The sequence below is a fragment of the Rhizobium sp. 10N427 genome (assembly GCF_056394605.1).
Genome location: NZ_JBFTID010000011.1, coordinates 138,528 through 159,607, shown reverse-complemented (window position 1 = coordinate 159,607; position 21,080 = coordinate 138,528). Strand labels below are relative to the sequence as shown.

General features: G+C 61.6%; 19 protein-coding genes. 4 read left to right on the top strand and 15 right to left on the bottom strand.

What is annotated here, in order from left to right:
• Positions 1-41 precede the first annotated feature (41 nt).
• On the bottom strand, positions 42-464 hold the full coding sequence (locus tag AC1DIJ_RS21875; protein WP_112385419.1) for a pyridoxamine 5'-phosphate oxidase family protein: 423 nt from the start codon (positions 462-464) through the stop codon (positions 42-44).
• A gap of 51 nt (positions 465-515) precedes the next feature.
• Positions 516-938, bottom strand: coding sequence for a MerR family transcriptional regulator (locus tag AC1DIJ_RS21870; protein ID WP_112385420.1), 423 nt, complete (start codon positions 936-938; stop codon positions 516-518).
• A gap of 70 nt (positions 939-1,008) precedes the next feature.
• On the opposite strand from AC1DIJ_RS21870, the gene AC1DIJ_RS21865 reads away from it, so the two are divergent.
• Together AC1DIJ_RS21865 and AC1DIJ_RS21860 are read left to right on the top strand one after the other, a co-directional pair.
• Complete coding sequence (locus tag AC1DIJ_RS21865; protein WP_112385421.1) at positions 1,009-3,201, top strand: heavy metal translocating P-type ATPase; 2,193 nt, start codon at positions 1,009-1,011, stop codon at positions 3,199-3,201.
• Between the two features lie 88 nt (positions 3,202-3,289).
• Positions 3,290-3,883 carry a YidB family protein gene (locus AC1DIJ_RS21860; protein ID WP_112385422.1) on the top strand — a complete coding sequence of 198 codons (594 nt, stop codon included), beginning with the start codon at positions 3,290-3,292 and terminating at the stop codon, positions 3,881-3,883.
• 74 nt (positions 3,884-3,957) lie between these two features.
• Here the strand turns inward: AC1DIJ_RS21860 and serA are convergent, their stop codons facing one another.
• The 13 genes from serA to ybgC form a co-directional block, all read right to left on the bottom strand.
• Positions 3,958-5,553 carry a phosphoglycerate dehydrogenase gene (serA, locus tag AC1DIJ_RS21855; RefSeq protein WP_112385423.1) on the bottom strand — a complete coding sequence of 532 codons (1,596 nt, stop codon included), beginning with the start codon at positions 5,551-5,553 and terminating at the stop codon, positions 3,958-3,960.
• A gap of 86 nt (positions 5,554-5,639) precedes the next feature.
• Complete coding sequence (locus tag AC1DIJ_RS21850) at positions 5,640-6,821, bottom strand: phosphoserine transaminase (protein ID WP_112385424.1); 1,182 nt, start codon at positions 6,819-6,821, stop codon at positions 5,640-5,642.
• A gap of 190 nt (positions 6,822-7,011) precedes the next feature.
• Positions 7,012-7,869, bottom strand: coding sequence for an outer membrane protein (locus AC1DIJ_RS21845; protein WP_112385425.1), 858 nt, complete (start codon positions 7,867-7,869; stop codon positions 7,012-7,014).
• A gap of 202 nt (positions 7,870-8,071) precedes the next feature.
• Complete coding sequence (gene glmM / locus AC1DIJ_RS21840) at positions 8,072-9,424, bottom strand: phosphoglucosamine mutase (protein WP_112385426.1); 1,353 nt, start codon at positions 9,422-9,424, stop codon at positions 8,072-8,074.
• Positions 9,425-9,671: 247 nt separating this feature from the next.
• Positions 9,672-11,603, bottom strand: a complete 1,932-nt coding sequence (gene ftsH, locus AC1DIJ_RS21835; RefSeq protein ID WP_112385427.1) for an ATP-dependent zinc metalloprotease FtsH — start codon at positions 11,601-11,603, stop codon at positions 9,672-9,674.
• A 98-nt stretch (positions 11,604-11,701) separates the two neighbouring features.
• Entirely contained in the window at positions 11,702-13,036 is a 1,335-nt protein-coding gene (gene tilS / locus AC1DIJ_RS21830; protein WP_112385428.1) for a tRNA lysidine(34) synthetase TilS, read from the bottom strand.
• An 11-nt stretch (positions 13,037-13,047) separates the two neighbouring features.
• Positions 13,048-14,085, bottom strand: a complete 1,038-nt coding sequence (ybgF, locus tag AC1DIJ_RS21825; RefSeq protein WP_112385429.1) for a tol-pal system protein YbgF — start codon at positions 14,083-14,085, stop codon at positions 13,048-13,050.
• A gap of 163 nt (positions 14,086-14,248) precedes the next feature.
• Positions 14,249-14,779 carry a peptidoglycan-associated lipoprotein Pal gene (gene pal, locus AC1DIJ_RS21820; RefSeq protein WP_112385430.1) on the bottom strand — a complete coding sequence of 177 codons (531 nt, stop codon included), beginning with the start codon at positions 14,777-14,779 and terminating at the stop codon, positions 14,249-14,251.
• Positions 14,780-14,936: 157 nt separating this feature from the next.
• Entirely contained in the window at positions 14,937-16,247 is a 1,311-nt protein-coding gene (tolB, locus tag AC1DIJ_RS21815; protein ID WP_112385431.1) for a Tol-Pal system beta propeller repeat protein TolB, read from the bottom strand.
• 21 nt (positions 16,248-16,268) lie between these two features.
• A complete protein-coding gene (locus AC1DIJ_RS21810) occupies positions 16,269-17,405 on the bottom strand; it encodes a ribonuclease E domain-containing protein (protein ID WP_112385432.1) in 1,137 nt (378 codons plus the stop codon).
• Between the two features lie 8 nt (positions 17,406-17,413).
• The gene (gene tolR, locus AC1DIJ_RS21805) at positions 17,414-17,869 is read right to left on the bottom strand and encodes a protein TolR (RefSeq protein WP_112385433.1); all 456 of its coding nucleotides are present in this window, start codon (positions 17,867-17,869) and stop codon (positions 17,414-17,416) included.
• A 21-nt stretch (positions 17,870-17,890) separates the two neighbouring features.
• The gene (tolQ, locus tag AC1DIJ_RS21800; RefSeq protein ID WP_112385434.1) at positions 17,891-18,610 is read right to left on the bottom strand and encodes a protein TolQ; all 720 of its coding nucleotides are present in this window, start codon (positions 18,608-18,610) and stop codon (positions 17,891-17,893) included.
• A 417-nt stretch (positions 18,611-19,027) separates the two neighbouring features.
• Positions 19,028-19,483 carry a tol-pal system-associated acyl-CoA thioesterase gene (ybgC, locus tag AC1DIJ_RS21795; protein ID WP_112385435.1) on the bottom strand — a complete coding sequence of 152 codons (456 nt, stop codon included), beginning with the start codon at positions 19,481-19,483 and terminating at the stop codon, positions 19,028-19,030.
• 230 nt (positions 19,484-19,713) lie between these two features.
• Here ybgC and AC1DIJ_RS21790 point away from each other — a divergent pair, with 230 nt between their 5' ends.
• A complete protein-coding gene (locus tag AC1DIJ_RS21790; protein WP_148654879.1) occupies positions 19,714-20,418 on the top strand; it encodes a hypothetical protein in 705 nt (234 codons plus the stop codon).
• A gap of 67 nt (positions 20,419-20,485) precedes the next feature.
• Positions 20,486-21,079, top strand: coding sequence for a 5-formyltetrahydrofolate cyclo-ligase (locus tag AC1DIJ_RS21785; protein WP_112385702.1), 594 nt, complete (start codon positions 20,486-20,488; stop codon positions 21,077-21,079).
• The last annotated feature ends 1 nt before the right edge of the window (position 21,080 follow it).

Here is a 21,080-nt window from a genome sequence, read left to right as displayed (position 1 = left end):
GCGCGCCGGTGACTATTCTTTTGCCACCGGCGCTGCATGGCCTAGTTCTTCAGCTTGACCTCGCCGTCCTCTTCGCCACTCCAGTAATGGATGCGATCGGCATGGACCTTGATCATCGCTACGCCCTTGGTGTCGATACCATCCTTGAACCAGTCGTCGAGGTCCTTGGTCCAATGTTCCTCAAAGGCCTTCTTGTCGCGCACGACCTCGGCTTTACCCTCGACGGCGATCGAGAAGAACTGCTTCCCCTGGAATGTCAGCGAGACCTTGGGGTTACGCTCGATATCGGAGACCATGCGCGAATCCGACCATGTGAAATAGTAGGAGTCGCCATCGTAATCGACCTCCCGGTTGTTGCTCATCGGCCGGCCGGCGATCGCGCCGCCGTCGGTATGGGTCGATAGCATCGCGACATCGATATCGCGCATCTTCTTGGAAATATCCGCAAGGCTCATCTTCGTCATGACAGGCTCCTCCATTGTCCAGTCGAAGAAACGGCCACGGCGGTTTTAAGTTCAATGATGGTCGTGCATGCATTGGCCGTGATCGGCGAGTATCTCGATGACCCGGCACTGGTCGACGCGCCCGTGGCAGCAGCCCTCCACCATGGTCTCCAGCTCCGCCTTCAGCGCCGTCAGGCTGCGGATACGCTGCTCGACCTCGATGAGACGGGCCTTGGCGATGGCATCGGCGGATGCGCAGGATTGATGCGGATCGTCCTGCAGCGTCAGCAGCGCCCGGATGGCATCGACCTCGAAACCGAGCTCGCGCGCGTGCCGCACGAAGGCCAGCCGCCGGATATCCGACACTTCATACGAGCGCTGGTTGCCCTCGCTACGGCTTGGGGCAGCCAGCAATCCGATGCTTTCGTAATAGCGGATCGTCGGCACCTTGACGCCACTCTGACGCGCGGCATCTCCAATGGTGATTTTTTTCATGATCGCCTCTTGCACCTCTAGTGACTAGAGGATGTAGGAAGAAAACCGGTAGAAGACAAGGAACCGGATCATGGCCGAAACATCCCAGGCAAAATACCGCGTCGGCGGCATGGACTGCGCCTCCTGCGCGGCAAAGATCGACACGGCGGTGCGCCGCGTGCCTGGCGTCGAGGATGTCTCGGTCTCCGTGACGGCTGGTACGATGACGGTGCGCCACAATGGCAGCAGCGATCTCGGCACAATCGAGAAACGCGTCACCGGCCTTGGCTATTCCGTCGTGCCGATGGCGGCGGGCGGCAAGGCTGCAGAAGCATCGCCGGAGAAGGCCGGTCATGATCATGCCGGACATTCGCACGATGAGGCCGAAATCCCCGGCCTGCATGGTCATGATCACACGCTGTCCACCGGTCCCTGGTGGAAAAGCAGCAAGGGCAGGCTCACCATCCTGTCGGGCGCGGCCTTCGTCATAGCCTATGCGGCGGGTCACCTTGTCCCGGCGATCGCGCCTTACGCATTCATGGTCGCGATGCTGATCGGTCTTGTACCCATCGCAAGGCGGGCGGTGATGGCGGCGCTGGCCGGCACGCCCTTTTCTATCGAGATGCTGATGACCATCGCCGCGGTCGGCGCCGTCGTCATCAATGCGGCGGAAGAAGCCGCGGCCGTCGTCTTCCTCTTCCTTGTCGGCGAGTTGCTGGAAGGCGTTGCGGCGGGTAGAGCCCGGGCAAGCATCCAGTCGCTGACCGCGCTCGTGCCGAAAAGCGCATTGCTTGAGGAAAACGGCGCAACCCGCGAAGTCCCGGCCGAGACGCTTGCCGTCGGCGCCATCATTCTGGTGCGCCCCGGCGACCGGATTTCGGCTGACGGCATCATTGTTTCCGGAGAAAGCGCAATCGACGAAGCGCCCGTTACAGGCGAGAGCGTTCCGGTTCGCAAGACGCCTGATGACATCGTCTTTGCCGGAACGGTGAATGGCGATGGCGCATTGCGCATTCGCGTCACCGCCGCATCGGCCGACAACACCATTGCCCGCGTCGTAAAGCTCGTCGAGGAAGCCCAGGAATCGAAGGCGCCGACAGAGCGTTTCATCGACCGTTTCTCGCGCTACTATACGCCCGGTGTCGTCGCAGTTGCCGCACTGGTCGCCATCCTGCCACCTCTCATTACGGGCGGCGCCTGGGACGAATGGATCTACAAGGGGCTGGCGATCCTGCTGATCGGCTGCCCCTGCGCATTGGTGATCTCGACGCCTGCCGCCATCGCCGCCTCGCTCTCGGCAGGTGCGCGCCGCGGGCTGCTGCTGAAGGGTGGCGCCGTGCTGGAAGGCCTCGGCAAGATCACCGCCGTCGCGCTGGACAAGACCGGCACGCTGACCGAAGGCAAGCCGAAGGTCATCGATATCGTCTCCTTCGGCACGTTGACCCAGGCGCAGATCCTGTCGCGCGCTGCCGTGCTCGAGCGCAACTCCAGCCACCCTCTGGCATTGGCAATCCTAAACAGGGCAACAGCCGACAAGCTGCCGGTCCCGCCTGCCCTTGAAGCCTCGGCCGTTGCAGGCAAGGGAATGAGCGGTCGTGCCGGTGGCGAGAAGCTCGACCTCTTTTCCCCCGCCGCCGTGCGCGAGCGGCTGACCGCCGAGCAGGGCGAAGCGATCCAGACACTGAACGACGACGGCAAGACCGTCTCGATCCTTCTCGTCAATGATACGATTGCCGGTCTGATCGCCATGCGCGACGAAGCGCGAGACGACGCGCGGGCCGGCCTCGACGCTCTCAAGGCCCGCGGCGTGAAGATCGTCATGCTGACGGGCGACAATGCCCGCACCGCCCAGGCGATCGGCAAGCAGCTCGGTATCGATGTGCGCGCCGAACTGATGCCCGAAGACAAGCAGCGCGTCGTCGGCGAATTGAAGCGCGAGGGCTTCACTGTTGCCAAGGTCGGTGACGGCATCAACGACGCCCCGGCGCTTGCCGCCGCCGATATCGGCATCGCGATGGGTGGCGGAACCGATGTCGCGCTCGAAACTGCGGATGCGGCGATCCTTCACGGACGTGTCGGCGATGTCGCAGAGATGATCGCACTGTCGCAGCGAACGATGCGCAACATCTTCCAGAACATCACCATCGCGCTCGGTCTCAAGGCGGTTTTCCTGGTCACGACGATCATTGGCGTCACCGGTCTGTGGCCCGCAATCCTGGCCGATACGGGTGCAACTGTGCTGGTAACGATGAACGCCCTTCGCCTGCTCAAGCCGCGCGGCTGAAAATACCGGCGCTACGGAACATTTTTCCGTCTCGTGCATTGAGGCATCCGGGCGGATTGCGCCCTGGCGATTTCAGCGGGAGGACACCATGGATCGCAGGAATCTTACGGCATTGCTGGGCATATTGGCCGTTGCGGGCTATCAGAACCGCGACAAGATTGCAGCCACGCTACGCGAACTGACCGGCGGCGCACAGCCTCAAGCCTCAGGCACCCAGCCTGGCGGAGCCGCGCCGCAAGCGGATGGTGGCGGCCTGGGCGGTCTCCTTGGTGGCATTCTCGGCGGCGGGCAAGATGGCGGCGGCGCGACACAAACCGGCGGCCTCGGCGGTTTGGGTGGCCTTCTCGGCGGTCTTGCCGGTGCAGGCGGCCTTGGCGACCTGCTGAAAGGCGGCTCGGCCGGCGGCATATTGAGCGGCGGCCTTGGCGGTCTGCTCGATCACTTCCAGCAAAACGGCTTCGGCGACACGGCAAATTCCTGGGTTTCCTCTGGCGAGAACAAGCCGATCGACAACGGCCAGCTTTCCCAAGCCCTCGGTCCCGATATTCTCGACGAGCTCGCCAAGGCGACCGGCCTCAACAAAGATGACCTTCTCGCCCGCCTCTCCAAGACCCTGCCGCAGGCGGTCGACGGGCTGACGCCGCAAGGCCGCGTGCCCGATGCCGGCAGCATCAGCGCCTGATCTGATCCCTGACGCGTAAAAAAGCCCGGCGCAGTTTCCCGCGCCGGGCTTTTCCTGTCTTCCTGGGAGGAAAATCAATCGACGGCGAAGACCAGCGGCTTGGCCTGGCGGATTGCTGCATTGGCAGTCAGCTTGGCAAGAACTTCGTCGTTCAGCGGTCCATCAACATAGAGCAGCGCGATCGCATCGCCGCCCTGCTTGTCACGGCCGAGCTGGAAGTTGGCGATATTGACGCCGGCCGAGCCGAGCGTCGTGCCGATGAAGCCGATCATGCCAGGAACGTCGGTGTTGGTGATATAGACCATGTGCGAGCCGACATCAGCGTCGAGGTTGATACCCTTGATCTGGATGAAGCGCGGCTTGCCGTCCGAGAACACTGTACCGGCGATCGAGCGGGTCATGGTGTCGGTCTTGACCGTCAGCTTGATGTAGCCGTCGTAGACACCGGTCTTGTCGCGCTTGACCTCGGAGAGGACGATGCCCTTTTCCTTGATCATAACAGGCGCCGAAACCATGTTGACGTCCGCCACCTGGCTGCGGATCAGACCGGCGAGCGTTGCCGAGGTCAGAGCGCGGGTGTTCATGCCGGCGGTCACGCCGTCATAGAGGATTTCGATTTCCTTGATCGGCTCGTCGGTGACCTGACCGACGAAGGCGCCGAGAACATCAGCCAGCTTGATGAACGGCTTCAGAAGCGGTGCTTCCTCGGCGGTGATCGACGGCATGTTGATGGCGTTGGAAACCGCACCCTTGACGAGGTAATCCGACATCTGTTCGGCAACCTGCAGAGCAACATTTTCCTGGGCTTCGGTGGTCGACGCACCCAGATGCGGTGTGCAGACGACATTCGGAAGGCCGAAGAGCGGGCTTTCCTTGGCAGGCTCGACTTCGAAGACGTCGAAACCGGCACCGGCGACATGGCCTGATTTGATGGCTTCGGCGAGTGCGGCTTCATCGACCAGACCGCCACGGGCGCAGTTGATGATACGAACGCCGGGCTTCGTCTTGGCGAGATTGTCCTTGCCGAGAATGCCGCGGGTCTTGTCGGTCATCGGCACATGCAAAGTGATGAAATCGGCCTGGGCCAGCAGCTCGTCGAGCTCGACCTTGGTGACGCCCATTTCCTGGGCGCGTTCGGCCGACAGGAAGGGATCGTAGGCCAGGACATGCATGCCGAGGCCGATCGCCTTCTTGCAGACGATGCCGCCGATATTGCCGGCACCGATGACGCCGAGCGTCTTGCCGGTGATTTCGACACCCATGAACTTCGACTTTTCCCACTTGCCGGCCTGCGTCGAGGCATCGGCCTGCGGCAGCTGGCGGGCAACGGCAAACATCAGCGCGATGGCGTGCTCGGCGGTGGTGATCGAGTTACCGAAGGGCGTGTTCATGACGATGATACCGCGGCGCGAGGCAGCCGGAATATCGACATTGTCGACGCCGATACCGGCGCGGCCGATGACCTTGAGGTTGGTCGCCGAAGCGATCAGCTTCTCGGTCGCCTTGGTGGCGGAGCGGATGGCGAGACCATCATAATTGCCGATGATTTCGGCGAGCTTGTCCTTGTCCTTGCCGAGCTGCGGCTGGAAATCGACTTCGACGCCGCGGTCGCGGAAAATCTGGACGGCGGTTTCCGACAGTTCGTCGGATACGAGAACGCGAGGTGCCATTGTGGGCTTCCTTCAAAAGTGTTCAGCGATGGATGAAATCAGGGATGCTGGGCTCCGCCATTCCGGCGGGGCCTTATGCGATCAACTCAGGCAGCAGCCTGGGAAAGCGTGGCCTTCTGCGTTTCGAACGCCCAGGAGAGCCATGGCATGAGCTTCTGCATGTCGGAAGCTTCGATGGTGGCACCTGCCCAGATGCGAAGGCCCGACGGGGCGTCGCGGTAAGCGCCGATGTCATAGGCAACGCCTTCCTTCTCGAGGAGAGCGACGAGACCCTTGGCGAAATTCGCCTGGCCATCGGCATCGAGAGCGGTGACATCCTTGTCGACGATCTTCAGGCAGATGGAGGTGTTGGAAGCCGTCTCCGCCTTGACCGCCAGGTTGGCGATCCAGTCATTGGCGGCGATGAAGTCGGCGATGACCTTGGTATTGGCATCGGCGCGCGCCATCAGCGCCTTCAGGCCACCGAGCTTCTGGGCCCAGAGCAGCGCATCGATATAGTCCTCGACGCAGAGCATCGACGGCGTGTTGATCGTCTCGCCGGTGAAGATGCCTTCGATCAGCTTGCCGCCCGAGGTCATGCGGAAGATCTTCGGCAGCGGCCAGGCCGGTGCATAATTCGTCAGGCGTTCGACGGCGCGCGGCGAAAGAATGATAACGCCGTGAGCGCCCTCACCGCCGAGAACCTTCTGCCAGGAGAAGGTGACGACATCGAGCTTCGCGAAGTCCATGTCCTGCGCAAAGGCAGAGGAAGTCGCGTCGCAGATCGTCAGGCCCTTGCGGTCAGCCGGGATGAAATCGGCGTTGGGAACGCGGACACCCGAGGTGGTGCCGTTCCAGGTGAAGACGACGTCGCGGTCGAAATCGATGGTCGAGAGATCGGGCAGCTCGCCGTAACCGGCTTCGATCTTGCGGACGTCCTTCAGCTTCAGCTGCTTGACGACGTCGGTGACCCAACCGGCGCCGAAGCTTTCCCAGGCGACCATGTCGACGCCGCGCTCGCCGAGCAGCGACCAGAGCGCCATTTCGACGGCGCCGGTATCGGAGGCRGGMACGATGCCGATGCGGTAATCCGCGGGCACTTCCAGAATTTCACGGGTAAGATCGATGGCCTGCTTCAGCTTCGTCTTCCCGACTTTCGCGCGGTGCGAACGGCCAAGCGGCGCGTCGGAGAGAGCATCGAGCGACCAACCGGGGCGCTTCGAGCAAGGGCCAGAAGAGAAATGAGTGTTGTTCGGACGGACGTCCGGCTTTGCGGTGGCAGCGGCCATATGTATACCCTTCCAGGTAATTAGCCTCTCGTTGGGGAGAGGTGTCCCGCCGCCGTAAATACAGACCTCGCCCGTCATGGTCAACGGAGAAGTGTCGCACACTGGGGATTTTTTGACGCAGGTGCGACGCGAGGCCTGAAAAGCAAAAAGCCGCCCGAAGGCGGCTTTCGCAAGATCGATAGAGATCCGATTACTTGTAGACAGGCTGCTGCAGCGGAATTTCCGGCTGCGGCTCGTAAGCGACGGGCTGCTCGCAGCCGCCGAAGAGGTAGCGTGCACCGGCGCGGACTTCGTGGACGTTGAAGCCCTTGTCGCGGCCCGGGCCGCCGTTCTCAGCGTAACCGAACATGTTGCCGCCATCGACATGCAGGAAGCGGTAACCGACATCAGCCTTGACGTTGCAGGTGACGTCGATCGATGCACCGGCCATCAGAGCGTAGCTGAAGCGCCAGTCGCCCTTGCCGTTATGCGTGACGGTATCGTCGCAACCAAAACCGCTGCCGCTGGTGTCGCAAGACGTGTTGCGCAGATCTTTCCACTTAACGTAGGAACCACCGATACCGGCACCGACATAAGGCGTGAAGACGCCGTAGGTGCCAAGATCCACATAGGCATTCGCCATCAGCGTCCATGCCGTCAAGGAAGACAGATCGGTAGAAGAGCAGGTGACCTGGCAGGCACCGAAGGCAGAACCGCCGCCGGTCGTCGAGCCGTGGAAGTCGCTCTTGCCGAGATAGTCGAGCGTCAAGTCGGTACGCAGGTAGCTGTTGACCTGATAACCAACACCGCCGCCGACGGTGAAGCTGTCGCGCAGATCGGAGGTCGTGAAGTCCACCTCGTCAGCGGAGCTTCCGCCCTGATAGAACTTGGCACCGCGCAGATCGTTGAAGCCATAACCGACATCGCCGCGCAGATACCAACCGGTCGCTTCGGTAACAGTCACTTCAGGCGGCATTTCCGGAACCGGCTCGACAGGAGCGAGATCGGCCGCCAGTGCATTCGAGGTCATAAGCAGTGCGGCGAAGATGCCGGCCAAGCCTTTTTTCATGATCCACTCCAAAGAAGTTACATTGGCCGAGCGCGAGCCTGCCAATCTGATATGCTTTGTCTGGATAATGAACGGGAAACGTTAAAACCCGCTTAACTACGAATATTTACCGTGTTTGTTCATAGAGCGGACACCATAATTCTTGCGGCAACAAAAAACCGGCGCTTGTGGAGCCGGTTCAATGCAAGACATCGGGCGGATCTTACGCCGCGCTGCGGACGTTCGAGATCGTTCCGATCAGGTCGTTGACGATGCGCTCGATCTGGGCGCGGTCGTCGCCCTCGGCCATGACGCGGATCAGCGGCTCGGTGCCCGACGGGCGAATAACGAGGCGGCCGTTCTTCGAAAGCTCGGCTTCGGCATCGGCAATCGCCTTCTGAACCTGGATATCCTCAAGCGGCTTGCCGCCGGAGATACGCACATTGCGCAGCAGCTGCGGCACGGGCTCGAAGCGGCGGCAGATTTCGCTGACGGTCTTGCCGGTGCGCTTGACGGCAGCCAGTATCTGCAGCGCCGCCACGAGGCCATCACCCGTCGTGCCGTAGTCGGACATGACGATATGGCCAGATTGTTCGCCGCCGACGTTGAAATTGTTCTGGCGCATGTGCTCGACCACATAGCGGTCGCCGACCTTGGTGCGGGCAAGTGTCATGCCCTTGTCACCGAGGAACCGTTCCAGGCCGAGGTTCGACATCACGGTTGCGACAATACCATTGCCGCGCAGCTGCTGGCTTTCGGCCCAGCTCTCGGCAATCACAGCCATGAGCTGGTCGCCATCGACGACGGCACCGTTCTCATCGACGATGATCACACGGTCTGCGTCTCCATCGAGCGCGATGCCGATATCGGCCCGGACTTCATCGACCTTCTTCTGCAGGGCAACCGGGCTGGTCGAGCCGCAATTCAGGTTAATGTTGGTGCCATTCGGCTCGTTGCCGATGGTGACAACCTCGGCGCCGAGCTCCCAGAGAGCGGCGGGCGCAACCTTGTATGCAGCGCCATTGGCGCAGTCGATGGCGATCCTCAGGCCCTGAAGCGTCACGTCGCGCGGCAGTGTGCGCTTGGCATGCTCGATATAGCGGTCATGGACGCCATCGACGCGCTTGGCGCGGCCGATATCGTCGGACTTGGCGAGCTGACTGGACAGGTCTCTTTCAAGAAGGTCCTCGATCTGTTGCTCGATATCATCGGAAAGCTTGTAGCCATCGGGGCCGAAAAGCTTGATGCCGTTGTCTTCATAAGGATTGTGCGAAGCCGAGATCATCACGCCGATATCCGCGCGCAGCGAGCGCGTCAGCATGGCGACGGCCGGTGTCGGGATCGGGCCGAGAACGAAGGCATCGACGCCGGCAGCAGTAAAACCCGCAACCATGGCGTTTTCGAGCATATAGCCGGACAGGCGTGTGTCCTTGCCGATGACCACGCGGTGGCGGTGATTGCCGCGGCGGAAGATGGTACCGACCGCGATGCCGACCCGCATCGCCAGATCCGGCGTCATCGGGAAAATGTTCGACTGGCCGCGAATGCCGTCCGTGCCGAAGTAACGTCTCTTCATATGTACCCCTATGCTTCCGGCGCGCCAAGCAGACGGCGCCATGTGCCAAGCAAATCCCGGCCGCAAGAACGAATCAACTCGTTCGATGTCTCTAACGCGGCCTGCGCATAATAGCGGCATGCCACAAAACGCAGGCGCCATCACGTCAATTACCGCGAAAACCGATTATATCGCGTTACCGATACGAGAAGGCCGGACTTCCTGGGGAAACCCGGCCTCTCTTAAGCTTAGTCTTTCGTACTTTCGGTCAATGCGGCTGCGGCTCGAGGCCACCTTCCGTTTCATCGCCCTTCGATGCCGGGCGTGCGCCCGCCTTCGGAACAGCCGAACCGCGGCTCGGCGGTGAATCGTCGCCGAGATCGCGCGCCGGCTTTTCGCCGCGGATCAGGGCCTTGATCTCTTCACCGGTCAGCGTTTCGTACTCGAGCAGACCTTCAGCAATCGCAACGAACTCGTTGTGATTGTCCGTCAGGATCTGACGTGCCTCGGCATAGGCTTCCTCGATCAGGCGGCGCACTTCGCTGTCGATCTTCTGAGCCGTCGATTCCGAAACATTCTTCGACTGCGAAACCGAATGGCCCAGGAACACTTCCTGCTGGTTCTCGCCGTAAGCGACCTGGCCAAGCACGTCGGAGAAGCCCCACTGGGTCACCATGGCGCGGGCAAGCTTGGTGGCCTGCTCGATGTCGGAGGACGCACCCGAGGTGATGTTCTCCTTGCCGAAGGTCAGCTCTTCCGCGATACGGCCGCCCATCATGATCGTCAGGCGCGAGACCATCCACTTGTAGCTCATCGAGTAGCGGTCGCCCTCGGGGAGCTGCATGACCATGCCGAGAGCACGGCCGCGCGGAATGATCGTTGCCTTGTGCAACGGATCGGCCACGGCAACCTTGAGCGCGGTGATGGCGTGACCGGCCTCATGATAGGCAGTCAGCTTCTTTTCGGCTTCGGTCATGGCGGACGAGCGGCGCTCGGCACCCATCATGATCTTGTCCTTGGCGTCTTCGAACTCCGCCATGGTGACGACGCGCTTGTTGCGACGTGCGGCCATCAGGGCAGCTTCGTTGACGAGGTTCATCAGATCCGCACCAGAGAAACCGGGCGTCCCGCGGGCCAGAACCTTGAGATCGACATTCGGTGCCAGCGGCACGTTGCGGGCGTGAACCTTGAGGATACGCTCGCGGCCGACGATGTCAGGGTTCGGAACCACGACCTGGCGGTCGAAACGGCCCGGACGCAGAAGTGCGGGGTCGAGAACGTCAGGACGGTTAGTCGCGGCAATCAGGATGATGCCTTCGTTGGCTTCGAAGCCGTCCATCTCGACGAGGAGCTGGTTCAGCGTCTGCTCGCGTTCATCGTTACCGCCGCCGAGACCGGCGCCACGATGGCGGCCGACGGCGTCGATTTCGTCGATGAAGATGATGCAGGGCGCGTTCTTCTTGGCCTGTTCGAACATGTCACGGACGCGGCTTGCGCCGACACCGACGAACATTTCGACGAAGTCGGAACCCGAGATCGTGAAGAACGGAACGTTGGCTTCGCCGGCAACCGAGCGGGCGAGCAGCGTCTTACCCGTGCCCGGAGGACCGACGAGCAGCACGCCGCGCGGGATCTTGCCGCCGAGACGCTGGAACTTCTGCGGATCGCGCAGGAATTCAACGATTTCTTCGAGGTCCTGTTTGGCTTCATCGACACCGGCGACATCTTCAAACGTCACGCGGCCATGCGCTTCGGTGAGAAGCTTGGCCTTGGATTTGCCGAAGCCCATCGCGCCCCGCGAGCCGCCCTGCATCTGCCGCATGAAGAACAGCCAGACGCCGAGGATCAGCAGCATCGGCAACAGCGTGCCGAGATAGCTCAGGAAGCCGGAAGAACCGTCGGTCTCCGGGCGGGCCGAAACCAGGACGTTCTTCTGCTGCAGGCGATCGAGCAGGTTGTCATCGATCACAGGAGAATAGGTCTGGAAGGTGGTGCCATTTTCAACATAGCTGCCCGAGACACGGTTGCCCGTGACCACGACTTCCTTCACACGGCCCGCATCAACCTCACGCAGGAACTGCGAGTAAGGGATTTCGCGCGAGCTGGTCTGTGCCGGCGTCGTCTGGAACATGCTGAAAAGAGCGATCAGCAGCAGAGCTATGATCGCCCACAAGGCGAAATTACGTAAGTTAGGGTTCATCGAACTCCCCAGCACTGGAACAGCCGCCTCATGGCGGCCGTCTTATTTGAACTCTAACATAGGGTTGCGCCGTGTCATTGCCAAGGCGATCCGGTCCGTCAGATGGTTTTTCCGTCAATAAGACCTAAAGGTGACCTTGGATAGGGGCGTGTTCCAAAAGCCGCCGCGAGGCGTTGTGCGAACTTGAAGTCGAATCGTGTCAAAAAGCGGTCGAATGGCGCAAAATACGGGATGACCTCCATGTCCCCGGAAAATGCTCCGGACACGATTGCGTCATCTCCCGCAAACACTGCCGGAGCCGCAGCCATTGCGCGCTTGAGAGCAGATCGCGGTAGGCGATCGTCAACGTCATTTTGCGCTGGCATGGCACCCTGCTTTTCGACACGGATTTCCGAGCCGGAATGGTTGGCGATCACAAACCGCCCGTCCCAGATGGCGGAGGCGCCCTGCGCAAGCGCGAGTGGCAAGATGCCGCGGTCCTCGCGCGTCAGGTAAAGACCGTCACGCCGCCAGTCGAAGACCACCCGGCCAGCCGTCACCCTCCCCGGCTCGCCGGTTCCGAGAAATGCAAGGACGCGTTCGAGCGACGAAGACGAGAGCGGAAACGCCTGCCCGCCGAAAACAGCTGCCAGACGGCCGAGCGCATAGCAAAAGGCCGGATCGCCAACATCGATCCCTTGTGGCGAAACGCGCCCGAGGCCGCGGTCGGCGAGAGAGAAATGCCGGTCGAGCCAGTCTGCAGCACTTTCCGCAAGCGCCGCTCTCGTTTCCATGGAAGGCATGTCGAGACGGTCGGCGCTTTGCGCAGCGAGGGCTGCGCGCGTTCGAACGCGCTCATATTTCATGTCCTCGTTGCTCGGATCATCCGACCAGCCGATATGGCTGGCGGTGAGCAGCGCGCGAATGTCCGCTCGGCTGGAGGCAAGCAGAGGGCGGGCGATCCAGATGCTGCGATCGAACAGCATGGCGTCGGCAATCCCGGTCTCGGCTGCGGACGTGGCGCCACGGTCGGCGCGCATCGCCAGCGTTTCGATCTGATCATCGAGCGTGTGGGCGGTAACAACAAGATCTGCGCCGAGTTTCCGCGCGGCGGCGGCGAGCAACTGATAGCGGGCCTCGCGCGCAGCGGCCATGATGCCGGTCTTCGGCTTCGGACCTGTCCAGCGGCAGATGAGATGATCTATGGAAAGAGAATGGCAGAGAGCAGCGGCAGCGCGCGCTTCATCCGCAGAGCCAGGGCGCAGATCGTGATCGACGGTGGCGGCGCAGAGCGAGAATTTCGATTGGAATTTGATGGCTTCGTTGAGGGCGACGAGAAGGCCGGTGGAATCGCTGCCCCCTGAAATCGCGACGAGAATGCGCGTGGGTTCGGCAAGCGATTGGAGAAAGCGGCTGACCGCAGCCTCGGGCGACAGGATGGCTTCCGGAGACAAACCGGAAACCCTTAGCAGGCGAGACGCTTCTGTTCGCTCGCGACCTTGCTTATGACGGCGCGCGATGCCTTCGGGTAGCGCTTCGAGACTTCCTTGAGCGTGGCGCAGGCCGTATCGGTGTTGTCGAGCGCAGCCAGCGACATGCCAAGCTTCAAGAGCATTTCCGGCGCCTTTTCCGACGAGCCGTATTTCTGATGTGCGTTCAGGAAGGTCTTGGCCGCTTCATTGAACTTGCCCTGCGAATAAAGCGCTTCACCGAGCCAGAAATTCGCATCCGCCGCCCGGGCGCTGCCCGGATACTGCGCGATGTACTGGGTGAATTCCTGCTCCGCCGTGCCGTAGTCGCCTGAGAGAACATGGCCGTAGGCAGCCTTGTACTGGTCGGCCTCGCTGCCGAGCGATGCCGTCTGCTGCGGCGAAGCGCCGGAGCCCGGAGGTGGCAGCGGCGCAGAACCGACCTCGGCGCCCGGATTGACCGTGCCGCCGATCGGATTGCCGTTCTGGTCGAAGTCCATCGAACCCAGCTGCTGCGGCGGCTGGCCAAGACCGCTGTTCGACGGCACGTCGTTGGAGGGAGCCGTTTCGGCTCCCTGCGGTGCTTCGATGATCGTCGCGACGTCATCGCCGCCCTGCCCCTGGGAACCGGCCTGCGCCTGGTTCGTCGATGCGGGGGGAACGTCGGCTTCGCTCTTCTTGGTGCCCTTGGTGCTGCCGCCGGTCGAACCGCCGCCTGCGCCGCCACCGCCCTTTTCAAGCTGCTGGAAACGGAACTCGTTGTCCTCCTGCGTCTTGCGCAGCGATTCCTGCATCTGCAGGATCTGATAGCTCATCTCTTCGATGCGGCCGTTCAGCTGGCGCAGCTGATCTTCCAGCTGCTGGACGCGCATTTCCGTGCCGCTGCTCTGCACGTTGACGACGGGAGGCTGCGCCTGCGTCTGCACCGGCTTGCCGCCAAGGTTCAGACCGAGAAACGAGGCGGAATATGCCGCTCGCTCGGTCCCCGTCACAGCCGCGAGGCAGAGCACCCCTGCCACGACATATTTCTTCATAGGTATCGTCCTGTCCCAGTGATTCTTCGCGCCCCGATGGCACGAACAGGAGATTTTGCCAATTGCTTTCAAAAAGCAACGGAGTCTGGCCAAAGTGTGTTCAAAAAGAAAAGGCGGCCCGCGAACAGACCGCCTTTCCAAAATGTAATGCGATTTCCGCGGATTACATGCCTGCGCCACCGAGAACGGTAACGGCGCGGCGGTTCTGCGACCAGCAGGAAATATCGTCGCAGACGGCAACCGGACGTTCCTTGCCGTAGGAGATCGTCTTCAGGCGCTGAGCGGGAACGCCGCGCGAAGCGAGGTAGTCCTTGGTGGCAGCCGCACGGCGTGCACCGAGAGCCAGGTTGTATTCGCGCGTGCCGCGTTCGTCGGCATGGCCTTCGACGGTGATTGCGTAGTTCGGATAGCGGGCGAGCCACTGTGCCTGACGGTCGAGCGTCTGGGCAGCGTCTGCGCGGATCGACGTGGAGTCGGTGTCGAAGAAGATGCGGTCGCCGACGTTGACGGTGAAGTCCTGAGCCGAACCCGGCGTTGCTGCACCGGCGCCAAGGCCGAGATCGCCAGCGCTGTTGGCCATGTTCTTCTTGTTGGCGCAGCCTGCGAGAGCGAGGCCAGCGACGAGCGCGATCATGACGGGGTTGCGGGCGAGGCTCTGCATGCGGCTCATTGCCGGGGTATGAATTCGGCTCATGGCCGGGTCTCCTTGCGACTTCATCAGGGTTGCCGGACTGTAACCGTACGAGGTTAATCGGCGCTCAAGAAGTATGGTTAATGATTTACTGATTTGTCCCTACATTGCCCATTTTCAGGACTTTGCGGCGACATGAAGGCGTATTCCGGGCCGTCCACTACTCCAGCAGCGGCGACCATGCCGGGTCGGAAGCGTAGTTCGGAGTCTTGATGAGCTGTTCGTTGTAGCCCGTCAGGTCGATCGAGTAGAGCTGCGGACCACCGGCACCGGCGGCCTGGCGGAAGAACATCAGCACGCGGCCGTTCGGCGCCCAGGTCGGGCCTTCGTTATGGAAGCCCGTCGTCAGGATACGCTCGCCAGAGCCATCCGGCTTCATCACGCCGATCGAGAACTTGCCGCCCGACTGCTTGGTGAAGGCGATCAGATCGCCACGCGGAGACCAGACCGGCGTCGAATAGTTGCCGTCGCCGAAGGAGATACGCGTCTGGCCGGAACCATCGGCATTCATCACGTAGATCTGCTGGTGGCCGCCACGGTCGCTTTCGAAGACGATACGGCCGCCATCGGGAGCATAGGACGGCGACGTGTCGATCGCCGCCGTCGAGGTCAGGCGCGTCGTGGTGCGCGAGCGCAGGTCCATCGTGTAGATATTGGCGTTGCCTTCCTGCTGAAGGCTCATCACCACCTTCTGGCCGTCAGGCGAGAAGCGCGGGGAGAAGGTCATGCCGGGGAAATTGCCGACCACTTCGCGCTGTCCGGTTTCCAGCTGCAACAGGTAGACGCGCGGCTGCTGGTTGGCGAAGGACATGTAGGTGACTTCCTGGCGGTTCGGCGAGAAGCGCGGCGTCAGGACGAGGTCGCTGCCGTCGGTCAGGGTACGGACGTTGAAGCCGTCCTGGTCCATGATGGCGAGTTGGCGCTTGCGCTGCTGCTTGGTGCCGGATTCCGACACGAAGACGACGCGGGTATCGAAATAGCCTTCTTCGCCGGTGATCTGCTTGTAGATCGCGTCAGCGATGATGTGGGCCACGCGGCGCCAGTTTTCCGGCTGCGTGTAGAACTGCTGACCGGTCATCTGCTGGCCGGCAAACGTATCCCAGAGGCGGAACTCGGCGCGCAGACGGCCGTCGGCCTCCTGCGTCACACGGCCGGTCACCAGCGCTTGCGCATTGATGACCTTCCAGTCCTCGAAGCGCGGAGCGGCATCGGGGTTGGAGATCTTCTCGATGAAGGCGTTCTTGTTGACGGGCGCGAAAAGGCCCGAGCGCTGCAGGTCGGCGGCAATCACCTGAGAAACCTGCGCGCCCATGTCGCCCTGCAGGAAGTCGGTGACGGCGATCGGCAGCGGCTGGACGTTACCCTTGTTGATGTTGATTTCGACGAGCGCGTTCGCAGGCGTCGTAAACGCACCCACGGTGACGAGACCCGCCACCATCATCAAGGCGCGGAGAAGGGAAGACTTTCTCATATGACAAAGGCCTTTCAGCATTTAAATCCCTAGATCGCTGGGATCGAAGTTCACGACGACTTCGTTCCAGGCATCGTATTTATCTTTTGGAAGCGTGGAGAACGGCGCGGACTTCATGATCGCGCGATAGGCACCGCCGGCAAGCGCGCGGCGGGTCGAATCGTTATCGCCGCCGGTTGCTTCGACTTCGGGCTGGCCGATGATGTTGCCGTCTTCATCGAGCTTCATGTGCACCTTGATGCGCACGTCGCCCATGCCTTCCATGCCCGGAATGACGTTCCAGTTGCCGGCGATCGCGCTCTTCAGCGCATCCATCTCGCTCATCGACAGCTTTGAAGCACCTTGCGTCGCCTTCTTGGCGCCGAGCGAGGCTTCCTGGGTCGAACGCTTGGTGCCGCCGGCAGAAGGATCGGTCTTGTTCAGGAGTGCAGCAATGTCGTCGGCGTTGAAGTCGCTCTTCATCGAAGATGCGGATTTCGCCACGTCGCGCTTCTGATCGTCCTTCTTCTTGTCGGTCGGCTTTTCAGCGGTCTTGGGCTGGTCCTGGGGCTTTTCCGGCGGCTTCTCGGCCTGCTTTTCCTCAGGCGGCTTCACCTGTGGCTTGGCGACAGGAGTCGGGACCTTGTCCGGCAGCGCTTCGGCGTCGGGCTTCGGCGCCTCTTCGGGCTTGGCTTCCTCGACCGGCTTCTCCTCCGGCTTCGGCGGGGTCGGCGCGACGTCGGGCTTGGTCTGCGGAATGGAAGCGACTTCCTTCGGCTGCTCGACCTCGGTCTCTTCCTTGTTGACTTCCTTCACCTCGTTCGGGATCGGATCGATCTTCTGCGCCGGCTTCTCGCTCGAATTGGCAGCCGCCGCATCCGTATTGCTCGGCTTGGCGTTCGGCACCGGCGGTGTCTTGAGATCAACCTTGTTGTCGCCGGCATTTTCGCCCTGATCAGGGGTCGGCGGACGCGTCGTCGGCTTCGGCGCCGACGTTTCCTTCATCGGCGCCTTCTTGTCGCCCTGCTGCATCTGGGTGATCGATTCGACCGGCACCAGATCAACCGGCATCGCTTCGAAATCATCAACCTTGAAATGCTCGGGCGAGCCAATGGTCACCAGCGCTGCAGCGAGCACCAGTCCATGCAGAACAGCAGATGTGACGACGCTGGTCTTCATCTTGCTTTCTACTGGTCCTTCTTCTGCTGCGTGACTAGGCCGATATTCTTGAAGCCCGCACCCTGGATGCGCGCCATCACATCAGCGATCACGCCGTAAGGCGCCGTCGCGTCGCCGCGAACGAAGATGCGTTCGTTGTAACCCGTCGTCGCAATCGCCTCGAGCTTCGCGGCAATCTCTTCAGCCGGGATCGTCGTTTCCTGCAGATACACCTGGCCGTCGTTCTTGACCGAGATCGTGATCGGCTGGGTCTCGGAATTCAGCGCCTTGGCCTGCGTTTCCGGCAGGTCGATCGGCACGCCGACCGTCATCATCGGTGCTGCGACCATGAAGATGATCAACAACACCAGCATGACGTCGACAAGCGGCGTCACGTTGATTTCGGAAATTACGTTCTTGTTCCGGCCACCGCGGCGGCGGCGTCCGCCACCGCTCCCGGAATTGCCTCCAACAGCCATACCCATGGTCGTACTCCCGCCGTTCCGTTACTGCGCGGCCTGGCGCGGCTGCAGCTTTTCATCGATCTGGCGCGAAAGGATGGCGGAGAATTCATCCGCGAAGCCTTCCATGCGAGCCGAAAGCTTGCCGGCATCGGCGGAGAACTTGTTATAGGCGATAACCGCCGGAATAGCGGCGACGAGGCCGATAGCCGTCGCAAGAAGCGCTTCGGCGATACCCGGCGCCACAACCGCGAGGTTGGTCGACTTCGAACCGGCGATAGCCTGGAACGAGGTCATGATACCGACAACCGTGCCGAAGAGACCGATGAACGGACCGGCCGAACCGATCGTTGCAAGCGAGCCCAAGCGGGACGAAAGTGTTTCAGATTCACGCGACAGCGTCACGTCCATGGCACGGTCGATACGCATCTGCAGACCGATCGGCGAGCGCGCACCGCGCTCGAAGGACTTTTTCCATTCGCGCATCGCCGCAACGAAGATCGCCGCGAGGCCGGTGTTGTTGCGCTCGGAGAGCGTCCTGTAGAGTTCTTCCAGCGACTGGCCCGACCAGAACACCTGTTCGAACTTGTCGAACTGGCGCCGCGCACGGCCATAAGCCAGATACTTGTCGATGACGATCGCCCACGTCCAGACAGAGGCCGCGAGAAGCCCGAGCATGACGAGCTTGACGACGATGCCTGCCTGCATGAACAGCGACCAGAGGCTGACGTCGGCCGTTGCTGCTGCCAATCCTGCTTGTTCCATTGATCCAAAATCCCCGAATCCAAACGCCCGGTGCTTGACCGGGCGGCACAAAAGTGATCTCGCAAGAAATGTCTGGCGACCGCCGCCCTAAGCCCTGGTCAAGCTTGAAGCTTTTCTTCCGCCTTCCTTGCCGTCAAATTTGGTCAAAGGAAGGCGTGCACCGCACAAACTCTGACATTCAGAGTAAGACACCATTATGGTTAACACATCGTTAGTGTCAGAGTGCGACTGAGTTAGTGTCAGAGTGCGACTGAAAGCTTTAATTCAGCTGGGTTTTTCTAGCCGGTCAGAACTGATCTGAGCTGGTCCGGCGGCGGAACACCGCACATTTCCTGCAGCGCGGAAATTCCTTCACATGAAACTCATGTTTTTGCAAGAGCCGGTTTACAGCCGTTCTACAGCATAAAACGCTTCCTTTTAGCCTGCGTCAGCCGCAATCAGCATCTGCTTCGCCAAGCCCTCCGGCAGGCGGCGCGGCCGGCCCTTGGCGTTGATGACAGCGATGATGACCTTTGCCGCGATCAGCGGCGTTTCGCCGCGGCGGATTTCCTGCGACAGAATCATCTTGGCGCCGCCCGCCTTTTCGGTCCGCGTGACGATTGTCAGGATATCGTCCATCCGCGCCGGGCTCTTGAAGTCGATCTCCATGCGGTGGACGACGAAAACCAGCCCTTCATCATCGGCGGTGATAAGCTCGCGCTGTTCGACACCGAGGCAACGCAGGTAGTCGGTGCGTCCGCGCTCGAGGAAATGCAGGTAGCGGGCGTGATAGACGAGGCCGGAGAAATCGGTGTCTTCATAGTAGACGCGCTGGACCAGCTTGTGGCCCTCGTCCGTCAGCTTGCCCGAAATCGAAAAACTCTCATCCACCATAGCCGTCTCCAGATGGGCATGCCTGCCAAGTCGTCATCGTTCTCCGTCTCCCCCGATAGTGGATGAGCAAGCCGGAGGCAATGCGGCGAGGATTGCAGAGAGGGCTGAATCCGTCACCCTGCCGCGCTGCATCGTTGCGAGACACAAAAGACGCTCGCCCGGCGTTTGCTGCCAAGGCCCGCGCAAGCCTGAAGTTGCAGAAATCATCTCTGACGATATCGGGGGATATGATGCAGGTCGCACAGTCGAATGCGCTGAACATACTGCGCAGCACACCACAACAGTCGATTGCGGCCTACGCAACACCTAGCAGCGATCCGCAGGTCCGGCTGGCCGAGCGCGCCGATCAGGCCCTCGCCGCCCTGCAGCAGGACAAGAAATCGTCTTCCGATATCGCCAAGGAACGCGCCGCGCGCAAACTTGCAGAACTGCAGCAGCAGGTGGAGATGCTGAAGAGCGGCGGGCTCTCGCCCGAAGCCACGGCGCGGCTCGCCGCACAGCTGTCACAGAAGATTGCCTCGGCCGCAGCGCAATTTGCCTCTTCCATCGCTGGTGTGGGCGCAACGCCCGGCGCCGTCACGGCTGCATCTGCCGAGGCGGGCACAGGCGGAGCAGCGGTCGCATCCAGCAGCGCGGATGCGGCACAAGCCGAAGGACCGGCGGATGCTACCGCCGCGGAAAGTGAGCCTGTCGATACCGTTCAGGCCCGCAAGGCCTATGAGGAAACCGCCGCCGATGGCGAACACCAGACATCCGGCATTTCCGATGAGGATCGGAAGACGCTGGAAAAGCTGCAGTCGCTTCTGCGCGAGGTCCGTCAGATCCTCGAAAAGGCGATGGATGAAGTGAGAAACGGCAAGACCGGCGGCGACTACACGCAGGCCATGCCGCTTCCAACCGGTTCGTCGGGCATTCCGTCAAGCATCGTCATCTAGCCGATCAGCAAAGCGAACGCCGCTTTCACGCATTGCATTGGCCCGTCAGCGGTTTATGGTTTGCGGCATGCTCACCGATTTCAAGCAACTTAAGGCGGACCTGCGAACCGAACGGCTCGCCCTTCGCGATGCGATCGCCCCGGAAGCGCGCATCGAGATGGCCCTTGCCATGGCCGACCACGCAGGCGATGCCGTTCGCTTCGATCCCGGCACCGTCATTTCAGGCTTTCTGCCGATCCGCTCGGAGGCCGATCTGCGGCCGCTGATGGCGCGGTTTCAGGCCCGCGGCGCCCGCCTTTGCGTGCCCGCCATTCTCAACAAGCAGACGATCGTGTTTCGCGAACTGGTGCGCGGCGCACCATTGATCGCGACCGGCTTCGGCACGTCGGGCCCAGGGCCGGATGCGCCCGTTCTCGACCCCGACATCATGCTGGTACCGCTCTCGGCCTTCGACGCCCGTGGCCACCGGATCGGCTATGGCGCCGGCTATTATGACCGTGCCATTAGCCTTTTGCGGCAAAAAGGCCGCAAACCGAAGCTCATCGGCATTGCATTCGACTGCCAGGAAGTGGCACATGTGCCCGACGAGCCGCATGATATAAGCCTGGATGCCATCCTGACAGAAAGCGGCCTTCGCTTTTTTGCCTCTTGGATTGGATAGT